Source organism: Lentilactobacillus sunkii DSM 19904 (genome assembly GCF_001435575.1).
GTDB classification, from domain to species: domain Bacteria; phylum Bacillota; class Bacilli; order Lactobacillales; family Lactobacillaceae; genus Lentilactobacillus; species Lentilactobacillus sunkii.
On sequence record NZ_AZEA01000001.1, the window covers coordinates 176,162 to 189,755 of the forward strand.

The 13,594-nt window shown below is 41.7% G+C and carries 14 protein-coding genes and 1 pseudogene; 5 read left to right on the forward strand and 10 right to left on the reverse strand.

The features are described from left to right. Window positions 1-7: 7 nt before the first annotated feature. Window positions 8-706 carry a DUF2238 domain-containing protein gene (locus tag FD17_RS00885; RefSeq protein WP_057822810.1) on the reverse strand — a complete coding sequence of 233 codons (699 nt, stop codon included), beginning with the start codon at window positions 704-706 and terminating at the stop codon, window positions 8-10. Window positions 707-886: 180 nt separating this feature from the next. Here FD17_RS00885 and FD17_RS00890 point away from each other — a divergent pair, with 180 nt between their 5' ends. The 4 genes from FD17_RS00890 to FD17_RS00905 all read left to right on the forward strand — a co-directional run bounded on the left by FD17_RS00890 (window position 887) and on the right by FD17_RS00905 (window position 3,712). Then, a complete protein-coding gene (locus FD17_RS00890) occupies window positions 887-1,339 on the forward strand; it encodes a MarR family winged helix-turn-helix transcriptional regulator (protein ID WP_057822813.1) in 453 nt (150 codons plus the stop codon). A 146-nt stretch (window positions 1,340-1,485) separates the two neighbouring features. Continuing rightward, entirely contained in the window at window positions 1,486-1,794 is a 309-nt protein-coding gene (locus tag FD17_RS00895; protein WP_057822814.1) for a rhodanese-like domain-containing protein, read from the forward strand. Between the two features lie 12 nt (window positions 1,795-1,806). After that, complete coding sequence (locus FD17_RS00900) at window positions 1,807-3,450, forward strand: FAD-dependent oxidoreductase (RefSeq protein WP_057822816.1); 1,644 nt, start codon at window positions 1,807-1,809, stop codon at window positions 3,448-3,450. 13 nt (window positions 3,451-3,463) lie between these two features. Continuing rightward, window positions 3,464-3,712 (forward strand): metal-sensitive transcriptional regulator, encoded by a 249-nt coding sequence (locus FD17_RS00905; RefSeq protein ID WP_057822818.1) that lies wholly within the window; start codon window positions 3,464-3,466, stop codon window positions 3,710-3,712. Between the two features lie 139 nt (window positions 3,713-3,851). Here FD17_RS00905 and FD17_RS00910 read toward each other — a convergent pair whose 3' ends face one another. The 9 genes and pseudogenes from FD17_RS00910 to FD17_RS00950 all read right to left on the reverse strand — a co-directional run bounded on the left by FD17_RS00910 (window position 3,852) and on the right by FD17_RS00950 (window position 12,970). Next, window positions 3,852-4,607, reverse strand: a complete 756-nt coding sequence (locus FD17_RS00910; protein ID WP_057822820.1) for a serine hydrolase — start codon at window positions 4,605-4,607, stop codon at window positions 3,852-3,854. Continuing rightward, a complete protein-coding gene (locus FD17_RS00915; protein WP_057822821.1) occupies window positions 4,604-5,494 on the reverse strand; it encodes a C40 family peptidase in 891 nt (296 codons plus the stop codon). Before FD17_RS00915 ends, FD17_RS00910 begins: the two co-directional genes overlap by 4 nt. A gap of 144 nt (window positions 5,495-5,638) precedes the next feature. Next, a complete protein-coding gene (locus tag FD17_RS00920; protein WP_057822823.1) occupies window positions 5,639-6,712 on the reverse strand; it encodes a dipeptide epimerase in 1,074 nt (357 codons plus the stop codon). A gap of 20 nt (window positions 6,713-6,732) precedes the next feature. Next, window positions 6,733-8,308, reverse strand: a pseudogene (locus tag FD17_RS00925) (peptide ABC transporter substrate-binding protein). Window positions 8,309-8,447: 139 nt separating this feature from the next. Then, window positions 8,448-8,999 carry a C39 family peptidase gene (locus FD17_RS00930; protein ID WP_057822825.1) on the reverse strand — a complete coding sequence of 184 codons (552 nt, stop codon included), beginning with the start codon at window positions 8,997-8,999 and terminating at the stop codon, window positions 8,448-8,450. Further along, entirely contained in the window at window positions 8,996-10,105 is a 1,110-nt protein-coding gene (locus tag FD17_RS00935; RefSeq protein ID WP_057822826.1) for a P1 family peptidase, read from the reverse strand. The genes FD17_RS00930 and FD17_RS00935 overlap by 4 nt, the downstream gene beginning before the upstream one ends. Before the next feature lie 22 nt (window positions 10,106-10,127). Then, window positions 10,128-10,841: a CPBP family intramembrane glutamic endopeptidase gene (locus FD17_RS00940; protein WP_057822827.1), complete on the reverse strand. Its 714-nt coding sequence runs from the start codon at window positions 10,839-10,841 to the stop codon at window positions 10,128-10,130. A gap of 11 nt (window positions 10,842-10,852) precedes the next feature. Next, entirely contained in the window at window positions 10,853-12,709 is a 1,857-nt protein-coding gene (locus FD17_RS00945; RefSeq protein WP_057822828.1) for a S53 family peptidase, read from the reverse strand. A 24-nt stretch (window positions 12,710-12,733) separates the two neighbouring features. Next, window positions 12,734-12,970, reverse strand: coding sequence for a hypothetical protein (locus FD17_RS00950; protein WP_057822830.1), 237 nt, complete (start codon window positions 12,968-12,970; stop codon window positions 12,734-12,736). 157 nt (window positions 12,971-13,127) lie between these two features. On the opposite strand from FD17_RS00950, the gene mscL reads away from it, so the two are divergent. Further along, entirely contained in the window at window positions 13,128-13,493 is a 366-nt protein-coding gene (mscL, locus tag FD17_RS00955) for a large-conductance mechanosensitive channel protein MscL (RefSeq protein ID WP_057822831.1), read from the forward strand. Window positions 13,494-13,594 lie beyond the last annotated feature (101 nt).

A 13,594-nucleotide genomic window follows, 5' to 3' on the forward strand; every position in this document is an offset into this window, starting at 1 on the left:
TTTTACACTAAAAGTAGTAACTTGAAAAGAAGTTTTGTCGTTTTGATTTAAATACAAGGTATCTGCTCGAGCTGGGATCGTTTTTCATCATCAGATATCCGATTAGTGCCATCAAGAATGCCCCGGCTAAGTCAGCGATCAGATCAGTCATTGTATCGATCAAGGCAGCCCGACCTACCAGGAGTTTACCAGCTTCGGCATATCTCTGAAGATCCAGCCCACCCAGGCCATCAGCAGTAAATTCATACATTTCCCAGAAGACACCGCAAGTAGTTCCGAAGGTAAAAGCAAACAAACTCATCAAAAACGGCTTATTAGATGCATTATCTCTGGAGCTAAGCAAACCTTGGAAAATGGAAAATCCCAATCCCGCAAGCATCATGGCTGAAAGAACGTGCTCATACTTATCCCAGAAAGGCACGCCGTAAAACTGTAAACCAGATCCCAAGAAAATGGACAGGTACAGAAAAATATAAAAGAAGATTAATTCAATTTGTGGGAAATAGAAATTACCGAGCTTTTCAATCAAAAACGGCAGACTGGCAATGATGATTCCTAATAAAACTTCAACTAGCAGAAGCATCTGACCATGAAACTTTGGCTGACCCTTCATAAACCAGTAACCATAGTAACCGATATACCCAGCCATTGAGACAATCGTAATCCAAAACAACCAGGTACTGACCCGTAATTTACCAATTTTCATATGTAATGATCCCCTTTTATATCAAATTAATTGTCCGCAATTAAATTGACCTCGAATGTTAAGTCTTGCTTTTAAATGTGAATACATTACAATAATAACATAAACCATTACAAATTAATCGACTAGCACTGTTCCACGAAGACTGGTACAAGTGCACACAAACTTACAGGAGTTGAAATTATGCCTAAAACCAAACAAATTCACTTGGATGAACAGTTGTGTTTTCAAGTATATACAGTCAATAAAAAATTCAATCATTTTTATCAGCAGGCACTCAAGCCCTTTGATTTAACTTATCCCCAGTACATTGCCATGCTGACTCTTTGGCAATATGCCCCACTTTCCGTCAAACAATTGGGTGAATATCTGCATTTGGACAGCGGAACTTTAACCCCTTTACTCAAACGTCTTGAGAGCCATGGCTGGATCACTCGCAGCCGAAGCGAATCTGACGAACGAACAGTTATCATTGAATTGACGGAAGATGCTCAAAATAAACGTGACGATGTTTTTGATCGTGTGAACAATTGTTTTGACATTCTCGGCCTCACACCTGAAGAAAAAGCCGCCTGCTCTCAAACAATGTCGACGATTGAAACTAAATTGGACGACTATAACGAGTCACATATTTAACGGTGGATTCCTCACACCAATAACAATCATCTTGGAAGCATCGCTAAAAGGCGATGCTTTTTTGTATTCCTCATTTACAAATTTAAATATTTAAGTTATTCTACTTAGCAGAAGATACCCCTAGGGGTATATAAAGGAGAATTTTAATGTTATTTACAAAAGTTAAATCTATTTCTACAAAAGAGCTTCAAGAACAATTAAACAATCAACCAACCATCGTGGACGTCAGAGAAGATTTCGAATACCAAGGTGGGCATATTCCGTCTGCCGTCAACCTGCCATTGTCAACGTTGGATCAACAGACAGGAAATCAGAAACTTCATGAACCTTGGTACTTAATTTGCCGGTCTGGTGCGCGGAGCATGCGAGCTGCGAAGTACCTTACCAAAGCCGGCTATGACGTCATTAACGTTAAAGGTGGGATGAACGCTTGGAACGGTCCCGTTCAAAATTAGGAGGATGCCTTAATGAAAGTTGTGATAATTGGTGGCGTCGCTGGTGGAATGTCAGCGGCTACCCGTTTAAGAAGATTATCTGAAGATACTGAAATTATTGTGCTGGACAAGGGTCCCTATGTCTCATTTGCAAATTGCGGGCTTCCCTATTACCTTTCAGGCGAAATCAGTCAGCGAAATGATCTGATTGTCCAAAGCCCAGAACAATTAAACAAGCGATTTAGAATCGATGTCAGACCCAATACCGAAGTGACGCAGATCAACCCTGATGATCATCAAATCACGGCTACGCATAACGGAACTTCTGCAATTATAGATTACGACAAGTTGATTCTTTCACCCGGTTCAAAGGCAGTTATCCCAGATATTGCCGGTCTGTCTGACGCAGACAATGTCTTTACGTTAAGAAATATTCCGGATGTCGACAAAATTATGAACAATCTCAAACACGACCCCAAAAAGGCGGTCGTTATCGGTGCGGGATCAATTGGTGTAGAGGCAGCTGAAAATCTGACAAATCGTGGTCTTCACACGACCTTGATTGAAGCCGGAGACCATGTGTTACCATTTTTGGATTTTGAAATGGCCGGCATCGTGAATCATGAATTAGCCAAGAACGGTGTCGATATCAAGCTAAACACCCGAGTTGAAAAGTTTTCAGGACATCAGCTAAAGCTCAGTAACGGGACTATTATTGACGCCGACATTGTCATCCTGGCAACTGGCGTTCATCCTGATACCACATTGATTCAAGAAGCCGGGATTGAGACAGGTGATCACGGTGGAATCATCGTTGATAGTCACTATCAAACATCCAAGCAGGATATATACGCCGTGGGTGACGCTATCCTGGTTAAACAATTGATTACAAATCATTTGACTTCAATCCCTCTGGCATCTCCTGCTAATCGGCAGGGACGCCAAGTTGCCGATGTCATTATGGGGATGCACCGACTTAACAAGGGCGGGATTGGGACCTCAATTGTGCGGGTGTTTGGCCTCGCTGCTGCATCAACCGGCTTGAACACCAAACAGCTTCAAGCTGCCGGAATTGACTTTATGACCGTTCATACAACCAATTCAAGTCATGCCGGATATTTCCCGGGGGGGAAGCCACTTTCACTAAAAGTGATGTTTGACGCCAAAACTGGTCGATTATACGGTGCTCAAGCCGTTGGAGCTGAGAGCGTAGATAAACGGATAGATGTCTTATCAGTCGCAATCAAATTTAAGATGGGCATTACAGATCTGCCGGAATTTGAACTCAGTTATGCCCCACCTTTTGGTTCCGCAAAAGATCCCGTCAATATGATTGGATATGCCGGTGAAAATTTGCTGGATGGCTTATCTGAGAACATTCAATTCGATCAAGTGGACGAAGCAGTCAAAAGCGGTGACTACCTTGTTGACGTTAGAACTCCTGAAGAATTAATCCGTGACGGTCAGCTGCCAAATGCGGTGAACATTCCCCTAGATTCTCTGCGAGATCGTTTAAATGAATTACCAAAGGATCGACAAATTATTGTCAGTTGTCGAAGTGGCCAACGCAGTTATCTTGCTGAACGGATTTTAAAAAATGATGGTTATCATGTTAAAAACTTAGATGGCGCGTTTTTAACATATCGTGCAGCTTACCCGGAAAGAATCGTTCATTAAGGAGGATAGATCCATGGCGTGTGATCCTAAAATTACCAACCGCTTGAAACGAGCAGAAGGACAAATTCGTGGCATTTTAAAAATGATGGATGATGACAAGTCATGTCAAGAGACTATGGTTCAACTCATGGCCGTTCGATCCAGCCTTGATAAAGTGATGGGTCTGGTTGTAGCGGAGAATATTCGGCATTGTTTGGATGAGAATGGCAATGTCTCAAACGACAAAATTGAAGAAGCCCTCAAGATGATTGCCAAATTATGATAAACGTTGAAATTTAAATCTGCAGTAAAACGAACCAGTGGCAATGACCGCTGGTTTTTTTTAAACCCAAAAAAGTCCTAATCACCTAGTGATCAGGACTGAATATTTTGTTCATCTTAAATATTAATCGTTCTAATGTTTATAGTGTCTTGAGCCAATCAAGAAGGACTTGACCAACATGATTGAATTGATTCAGTGTATCCATTCGACTCAAGGATCCTGAAGTCAGCATTGCAACGTCAACTTGTTTGTTGTTATATACAAGTCTCGCAACATCATGATCAATAAGATAACCTTCACCAGTCTTATTGTATATAGCAACAGGTTCGTTTGACTCATCAAAATTTCCGGGCAGCTTATATCTAAATTGTTGATCGGCAAACCATGATGTGACAGCTTTACCATGAGTGAGAATTGATTGTAAGAGTTGTAAACTCTCAGCTGCACTGGTGAAATTATCAATGCCAAGGGCAAGGGAACGGCCATCCATCAAATACCGGTTGAGTTTAGTTTGTTGAAAACCATTATCGGTAAGATAGGTCTGAACATGCTTCATACCAATCAAAGAAATCACAACGTTTGTAGCTGAATTATCAGAATCACTGATCATCAACGCAAGCAGATCCCTTAACAACCATTTACGTGGTTCTAACAGCTGCAAAACCCCCGCTCCTCCGACAAGCTGATCGGCACTGACAGGAACCATTTGATTCAAATCAATTCCGCTGTCTAAAATATCGGCAAGAATTGCCAATTTAATCAATGACGCCGAAGGAAATGACATTTGACTCTCGTGTTCAACCAATGTTTGTCCATCCATCCGAATCAATAGACCATAGTCATATTGCGATCCTGACAAAATCTGATCGATTTTGTCAGACAATTCATTGCTCATCGCCAATATCTCCTGAAACCGGCAAACTCTGAAGCAAATTTAGGCTCAGTCAATTCAGCAATATCAACTTTGGCGCCTGGAGTTCGGGCCTCAATCATTTTACCATGACCAATATACATGCCCACGTGGTGAACATAACCTGTACCGTGATCATACGCAAAGAACACGAGGTCTCCTGGTTGAATTTCTTCAGGAGCTAATGGCAGACCACTCTCCTGTTGGTCATCGGCATCTCGTGGAATATCGAATCCGAGAACCCTGTGAAGGGTATACGCAAAACCGGAGCAGTCAAAACCATATGAACTGGTACCGGCCCAAAGATATCTTTCTCCAAGAAACTGGCGGGCCATCTCGACCATCGTTTCGCCAGCATTGTCGCCAACAAATGGCAATGTAGCCGCTGACTTATCAATATAACCTTTTCCAAGAGGTGTCACAACTTCGATGAAATCGCCATCGACACCTGTCTGCGGCAAAACCGTGCCAAGGCTGATTTCAAGTACCGGTTTTTTATTTTCATCATACAAGTTGGCTGTGCGAACAGCTATTCTCACGATTGAGGTTACCGGTGGATAACTGATTTGACTCTCACTCAGCAATTTTGTAGGTACCCAGCCGGGATAACCCCTCGAATCAGAATCATCCTTTTGACTTGGCACATATACTTTTGCCCAGTCACCATCAAAGTGATCAACAATCACTTCGTCGTTAAACAAAGCCTGGGTTTGAAGTAAGTCGTCATCTGACAATGCAACTGATTCTTCATCACTCATTTGTTGAACCCATTTTTTTACATCACCATTCAAAGCTGGTTCATCAACTTTTCTTGGCGATTCTTTAGATTTCCAGATAGTTGCAGCTGGAACCTTTACACGTCTTGTTTCCATCTGAGCACCTCCATTCGTATTGATCAATATCACTAATTTTTAGTATACATATATTATAGTCCTTTCGCCAGTAAGACGGCGTTTAAGTATACAAAATGGATCGCATGGGTGCTGTCATTGAAACTACCCAATACGATCCATTTCTTATTCAAATCCTAATCCCGGTAATTTGGGAAAAGTAATTTCATTTCGGTTGTTAATAATTCCACCGGCTACGGGATTGCTGGTAAACATCATTGAGGCATCAAGATCAACATACTTGATATTTCGCTTAGCCGCGGCCAAATGAGCGGCAGCAGTCACTGATACCGACGATTCAATCATACTACCAACCATACATGGAATCCCGGCAGTTTCAGCAAGTGTATTAATCTTCAATGCATTGTCAATTCCACCAGCCTTCATTAATTTAAGGTTGATGATGTCACAACCATTCATCTCAATCATTCTGGCAGCATCAGCAACTGAAAAGATGCTTTCATCCGCCATAATCATGGTCGTCGTATTGGCAGTCACGTATGCCATCCCATCAAAATCCACTGCTTTAACTGGTTGCTCAACCAGCTGAATACCCAAATTCAGGTCACGCATGCGGTTAATCGCCGCAACAGCCTGTTTGGGATGCCAGCCTTGATTGGCATCCAGGCGGATATTGACTTCAGGACCAACTGCTTTTCGGATCGCAACAACCTTATCAAGGTCATCCTGTTCCGAATCGCTGCCCACTTTAACTTTTAAGGTCGTGAAACCCTGTGCCATTAAATCTTCCGCCTGGTGAATCATCTCATCTGTTGAGCCAACACTAACAGTGTAATCTGTTGTAATCTTATCGGAATGCCCACCTAATAGCTGATATAAAGGAACCCCATACATTTGGGCAAGCAAATCGTTCACTGCGATGTTCAAAACAGCCTTGGGACTTGAGTTATGCACCATGGATTGGTCAATGACTGCTTTAATATCCTCCGCATTGGTTAATGACATACCGATAATTTTCGGACCGATAACGTTATTAACCGCTTCTTCGATACTGGGTAATGTATCTCCAGTAATGACAGGAGTTGGGGCAGCCTCACCATATCCGACTTTACCGTCACTGGCGGTAATCTTGACAATCAAAGTCTGGGCGGTCGTTACTGTCCTCAAAGCGGTCTTAAACGGTCGCTTTAAAGGAACCGCAGCCTCTTTTACCTCAATACTTTTAATAACGGGTTCCAATAAATGTCACTCCTAATTGTTTACTTAACGTAAGCTTCCTTGAAATTGTAGTTGGCACCGGCAGTGTTATAGACAATACCCTTGACCTTTGAGTTAACCATCCATTTTTCACCTGATTGATAAAGTGGAATAATAGCCTGGTCTTTTAATGCCAAGTTCTGTGCCTTGACCATATCATCCCAACGGGCATTTGCATTGCTTCCGTCGTCAGCATTACTTGATTTAATTAATGAATCGTATTGTGAATTCTTCCATCCGGAGATGTTGCTTGGATTGTTTGAAGTCAAAATATTCAGGAATGTGATTGGGTCGGAGAAGTCAGCAAACCAGTTGGCAACCGTTACCGTAAATTGACCTTCAGCTTGACGGGAAAGAATTGCCCGACCAGGAATGTTATTCAATGTAACCTTTAATCCAGGTAATTTTTGTAAGGCGCTTTGGAGGTACTCACTTAACTGCTTCTGATCACTTCCATCAGAGTTCAACAATGTGAAGTGAAGGGATGTGCGGCCAACTTCTTGCAAGCCTTCTTTGAACAGCTGCTTTGCTTTGGTTGGATTGTAACTCATGGATGCAGGTGCAGTAGTATCCTTGGTAAAGTCGGTTCCGTTCTTAGGCGAAACAGCGAGTCCATCGGAAACAAAGCTCTTATTATCAATGGCGCCGCCACCCATCACTTTGTTAGCCAAAACTTTTCGATTGATGATCATTGACATTGCTTGTCTGATCTTTAAGTTCTTGAAAACTTTGTTCTTTTGGTTAACTGCAATGTAGTAGTTGGAAGACTGTTTACGTGAAATCATATCCTTCTTGTTACCCATTTGTTTAGCCTGGGTAGCAGACAGTTGATGTATCAGGTTGAACTTCAAACTTAATGTTGTCCAGCTTGACTGACTTCTTGTCCCAATAATCTTTGTTCTTCTTTAAAGTCCAAGTATTATTGGTACCCGTCCATTTGGTTAATGTAAATGGACCATTATAGACCTGGGTCTTTGACGAAGTTCCGTAATCATTACCATATTTGTTAACGGCTTTAGAATCTTGTGGGAAAAATACAGGGAAGCCCATCAGTAAGTTAAAGTATGGAATTCTTTGTTCAAGTTTCACTGTCAGTTTATATTTACCATCTGCTTTAATCCCCAATTTGGAAACTTTTGCTTTTTTATTTTGAATTTTGTCAGCGTTTTTGATACCGGAGAAAAGATAACCATATTGTGATGCGGTCTTTGGATTCAAAGTCCGCTGCCAAGAATAAACAAAGTCTTGGGCAGTCACTGGATCACCATTACTCCACTTGGCACCTTTTCTGAGATTATAGGTATAGGTCTTACCATCCTTGGAAACGGTCCAATTCTTGGCAATTCCTGGTTCAACTTTACTATCCTTACCTAACCGAACTAGCCCTTCATCGACGTTATTCAGGACGTTGAACGTTCCAACGGCGGTTGTCTTTGACGGATCAACCGTTGTAAGTTCGGAATCAGTTGATGTGGTAATTGTCTTTTTTTCTTGACCAGAATTTTGGCCACAACCAGCCAGAATCAATGCAATGCTTGCTACACCGGCAAGTGCAGCTACTCCACGAGATAAATGCATGATGTATCCTCCTCCAAATATGTAAAATTCCTAACAAATGAATCTTAATTCTAATTTAGCATAAAAACATAAAAAAAACAGGCTTTTTCTAATATTAAGTTCAGAAAGCCTGTGTAAATATGCGATTTTGATGTGAATTTTACTTATTAATTGTAATTGCCATTCGGCGGGCATTATAAATTTGTTCAAACTTGGCTTTTGTGAGCCAGTATTGCCCATCAATTGGGTCGCTCACATGAACACGATCAACATCAACTCCGTCTAAAAGCACTGCATGATTGTTCGATGGTACCATTCCAAAAGGATATTGATCCCATTCTGGGGCCTCAAAATGAACAGTCACAAAGGTTAGAACGGGATTGTGATCATATACAGAAGTATACAGCCATTTAGGATCGGCGCCTGAAAGTTCTTGTAATCGGCCATATTGGCTACCCCACCACATCAACGGTCTGGTAAAAATGGCTTCAAATTTGCCTGGCTGATTTTTAAATGGTGAACCACCAAACCCATGATAAGGATTGGCATCTTCACTGATAGGCATCTGGAGTAAAAATTGGCCATAACTCAACTTAAGAGCCCGTTGCTGGTAATGGAGCCCTTCAAGCAAACTGGCTGCCTCACATCCGTTAATAGCTCCCCAGGCAAGTTGATTAATGTTCCCAGCATTTAATAAAACTTTAGAGCTCATAAAACCACCCCAAGCTGTGCCAATGCCCGTGTTACCATTGGAATATGCTCCGGATGTTGCTCGGTCAACTTTCGACATGCATCAACCAAATTCAATCGCAAGCGGCCTTTTCTATCCACCACAGATTCGGCATGAACCATTGAGCTTAATACCGCTTCATCGACAACAGCTGCAGTCGCACGGAAGAATAAATCAATTTGATTATCGTTAAATCTGGTAACTGTATCAAATTCAGTTGTTTCGAAGTGATCAACTTGATTGGCTGTTGAAAAAGCCAATACGATTTCACCACTTCCGTTACCAATATACCCACCAGTTCGATTAATTCCGACCGTTGCCCGCTTTGCCATTCGTTTCAGCTGACGGGAATTCAGCGGTGCGTCGGTTGCCAAAATTGTAATAATCGACCCTTTTTCTTCTTTCTTTTTGTCTTCTGCGAGCATTTTGGCCAATGGCGCACCAACCGGGGCACCATTGACAATGAAATCAGTCAGATACCCATAATTGGTCATTACCAGTGAACCAACTGTATATTGATGCTTCGAATCGACGGTCACCACTCTGGACGATGAACCGATTCCACCCTTTAAGTCGTAGCACATCATCCCCCGGCCGGCACCGACAGCACCTTCTTCAAAAGTAAGGCCTCTATCAGCCAGAGCATCGGTAATATTTCGCTCAGTAATTGCCATCTTACGAATATTTGAAACATCACCGTCATTACATTCCATCACAATCGGATTAACTGTACTGGTTGAATCACCAATTTCAGGGTTTTGAGCCAGCATCTGCTTAGTAAGTGCATTGAGAGCTGTGCCCACGCCAAATGTATTCGTCAATAAAATCGGCGTTTCAATCGTTCCCAACTCATCAATTTGAACTAATCCAACACTTTTACCAAAACCATTAATCACACAAGAGGCAGCGGGAACTTTATGCCTAAAAAGATTCCCTGGGTGCGGCAAAATTGCTGTAACCCCACTGTGAACGTCTCCTTGATCAACCGTCACCTGGCCAACCTGCACGCCGGCAACATCGGTAATGAGGTTTCGCTTTCCTTTTACTCCGTCCGAAACATCGTTTAAAAGCTTAACTGATAGTCCCATCACAGACACCTCCAAATTTACTTTACATATATAGAATCGACACAATCATCGCACCGACAGCGATTAAATTATTCAAGAAATGTAAACCAATTGAGACCTTTAAATTTTTAGTTGTTATATACAAATACGCTAAAACCCCACCCAAAATTGCGTACGTCAGGAAACTAATGACATTAAAATGAGCAAAATTAGGATCCATATGGGGAAATGCAAATGCCACGGCGCTGACAACTATTGGCAGCCATTTGCTGCTTGATTTGAAGAAAGCGGTAATTAAATAGCCACGAAAAATTGTTTCTTCTAAAATCGGTGAACAAAAAATTGCAGTGAACCCCATGAGAATCAAAGTTAAGTGATTACTCGTCAAGAGTGTTTGAATCTCCTGGTTGTTGTCAGTTTGGGTCACATGGTACACGACTCTATTCAGATTGCCTAATACAATTTCAAGTAAGATAAAGCCTGCCCACGCAAGAACAATCATTTTGACATTTTGCCAGGTCACCCGCTTAACTTCATACCGGCCATATTTTCGATAAGCAAATCGTGCCAGCCAGATGAAAATGAAAAATCCCAATAAATAAACAGCTGCCACAACATAATTACCGATTGAAGATAGTCTCCCTTGAGCAATAAACATCAGTGGGAGCTGAACACTTCCTACTAAAACGATTAGGCCAATAAAAATCATGATTCTTTCGAAGTAATCGCCAAATGTTAACTTTCTGGTATCTTCCATACGCTAACTCCTTAACTATTAAAAGCCTTATTTAAAGCTGTAAAATCAATTGTCCCTAATCCGGTCGCTTGGTTGTAAAGCTTGCCAGGCTGCCCGGTATAATACAAGTTCGTATTATTGGTCCGACTGTCCAGCGGATTAAACGGTGAATTTGACCGTTTGGCGAATCGATAGATCTGCGGGTTCCAAAAACCTAATCGCCCATTGGTATTGAAGTCAGACATCAATACACTGGCTGCAGCCATTTGAGGAGCAACCACACTGGTCCCACCGGTAATCAGCCACTGCCCTTTTGAGTTGCGATTATTTTTCGGTGTTATAAACATACTGTAACCGGTATTTGGATCGGCATTCGCTGAAACATCCGGTAAATTTCTGCCGCTTGACTTGCCGCTCTTATTGACGGCTTTTTTAAGCAATACCGGGCGACCATATTTGAACTTCCATAAATCGGTGGCGTTATAAGTCCCGACACCACTGACACCTTTTTGGTAGCTTGGAGTGGCATTATACTTACTGAATCCACCGCCACCACCGGCAAAAAAGCTTTGGAGCATATCCAGATTACCGAAGAATCGTTGATGCTTATAGTTTGGGTATAGGAAATCAGCACCCCATGCCCGTTCTTTTGTGATCGTAACCTTCTTTTTGTTGACAGTGTACGTCTTTGGTAGAGTTGTTCCACCAACCGCGGTCACATACGGAGAATTCGAAGGTGTATCAACGGACAAGCCGGAAGTCAGTCCGGTGGTGATGCCGTCATACGCACCGTTGTCACCAGTTGCGGTAAAGACACTCATCCCTTGTGCAGCCGCCTGTTCAAAAAGCAGATTCATAATTTGATTATACTTTTTCGGAGTAATTCCCTGCTTCATTTCATAGGCAACTTGGGCTTCGCTTTGCCCCCAACTCAGCGATAAAGTATCCGCAACGTTTTGACCAACTGCCGCAGCAATTGAGTTAACCATACCCGTAATGTTTGGTCTGGCAATATATGTTCGAATATTGCTTCCGGGTGCAATGGCGCCCGCCTGCTCAACATCAATGGTGGTTTCATCATAACCGTCCCAGGTTCCCTTGTAATGATTGGTACGGTAAACACTTAAACGGTTGGATTTAACATCAATTCCCTCATCATCCCAATATCGATACACATCGTTGGGATGGAAATTGGCAAAGGAAATGATCCCAATTGTCTTGCTCCTGCCAGTTGCACCATTGTCATACAGCGACTGAAGATTATAACGGCGGACAAATCTGGTTGGGGAGTACTTTTGAGAGGTATTTGACACCGACGAGTTAGTCAGCCGGCTGTGTAGTGACGTTGGCTGATATTGAGTTTTAGAAGATGAAAATAGCGAATAATTTGATAATCCAAATATTGTATACACTGATTTGGAAAGCCGTTTTGGTAATTTTGGCGTTCGGCTTGCCTTTTGATACTTCACTTCACCGTTATTAACATTGACCAGATTAACTTTGAAAGCTTTTTCAATATTTTTAGTTTTCCCTTGGACAACCATAATTAGGTTGCCTTTGTAGGTTGAAGCTTTTAAATGGTGCTTTTTGAGATAAGTCTGGAGAGCTTTGACATTCTTTGAATTCTGCCCGAATCGTTTGGAAAACGTTGTTGGCGTTACAAAACTTCGGTAACTTGAAGAACTGGGATTCACAGAATCATAAACGAACTTATGTAATGATTTTTGGCTTTTTGGACGCAGCACAATATCAACCAACTGTTGTTTGGAGTCTGAAACGTTGGTCGTCTTTGCCTGGGCCTGCGGGGCTCCCGAAACACAGGAACCCAACAATATGAACATTGCCAATCCGGTTGATATGAAAAACTTTTGAAACCAATCCTTCTTCATACAATTCCCCTTCAGTAAAAGTTGTTATTGATCATCCTTTTTTTGGCTCTCTTCTTGTTCTCGTCGAGCTTTTTTCTCATCTCGGGCGCGGACAATCATCACAACCAGCGGCGTCAGGATCAATCGGATGATGATAATCGCGATTAACCAGATTAAGGCAAATGACAGAACTGACATATGCCATGATTTCGTTATATAGAATGCAACCGCCAACACGATGATTACGGCAGCGATGATCAAGAATAATCGATTCTTTTTCAAATTAATTCTCCTGTAAAATTTCTTATTTCATACTATCATACTTTCCCGGTGGAATTCACGTTTCAATTGGTAAAGTTACAGTTTGTAATCTCATATTCGAAATCGATATAATGATAGTGGCTATATAAATTAACTTTTTGAAAGGAGAATCATTATTATGCTAAAAGAATTTAAAGCGTTCATTGCCAGAGGAAACGTTATCGACCTGGCTGTTGGTGTCATTATTGGCGGTGCATTTACCGGCATCGTCACCTCCCTTACAAATAATTTGATCAATCCATTAATTGGCATCTTTTTAGGAAAAATGGATCTTTCCAACTTGGCCTTTAAAGTTGGCAGTGCCACTTTCAAGTATGGTGCATTTATCAACTCTCTAATCAACTTCATTATCGTTGCGTTCGTCGTCTTTCTCTTAATCAAAATGATTAATAAAGTCATCAAGCGCCAACCGACGAAACCTGCAATTGATAACAAAGAAGTACTACTTTCAGAAATTCGTGATTTGTTAAAAGAAAGAGAATAAGTCAGCCAAAGAGATCCCGATAACGATTCAAAAACGCCAATTCATTGCGATTGTATACCGTGTGGGCTAGAATTAAAGACGTGAATGATTCGTTTATTTCC

Coding starts and splice junctions, on each gene's coding strand:
- FD17_RS00885 (WP_057822810.1), bottom strand. CDS start 706: ATGAAAATTGGTAAATTACGGGTCAGTACCTGGTTGTTTTGGATTACG.
- FD17_RS00890 (WP_057822813.1), top strand. CDS start 887: ATGCCTAAAACCAAACAAATTCACTTGGATGAACAGTTGTGTTTTCAA.
- FD17_RS00895 (WP_057822814.1), top strand. CDS start 1,486: ATGTTATTTACAAAAGTTAAATCTATTTCTACAAAAGAGCTTCAAGAA.
- FD17_RS00900 (WP_057822816.1), top strand. CDS start 1,807: ATGAAAGTTGTGATAATTGGTGGCGTCGCTGGTGGAATGTCAGCGGCT.
- FD17_RS00905 (WP_057822818.1), top strand. CDS start 3,464: ATGGCGTGTGATCCTAAAATTACCAACCGCTTGAAACGAGCAGAAGGA.
- FD17_RS00910 (WP_057822820.1), bottom strand. CDS start 4,607: ATGAGCAATGAATTGTCTGACAAAATCGATCAGATTTTGTCAGGATCG.
- FD17_RS00915 (WP_057822821.1), bottom strand. CDS start 5,494: ATGGAAACAAGACGTGTAAAGGTTCCAGCTGCAACTATCTGGAAATCT.
- FD17_RS00930 (WP_057822825.1), bottom strand. CDS start 8,999: ATGAGCTCTAAAGTTTTATTAAATGCTGGGAACATTAATCAACTTGCC.
- FD17_RS00935 (WP_057822826.1), bottom strand. CDS start 10,105: ATGGGACTATCAGTTAAGCTTTTAAACGATGTTTCGGACGGAGTAAAA.
- FD17_RS00940 (WP_057822827.1), bottom strand. CDS start 10,841: ATGGAAGATACCAGAAAGTTAACATTTGGCGATTACTTCGAAAGAATC.
- FD17_RS00945 (WP_057822828.1), bottom strand. CDS start 12,709: ATGAAGAAGGATTGGTTTCAAAAGTTTTTCATATCAACCGGATTGGCA.
- mscL (WP_057822831.1), top strand. CDS start 13,128: ATGCTAAAAGAATTTAAAGCGTTCATTGCCAGAGGAAACGTTATCGAC.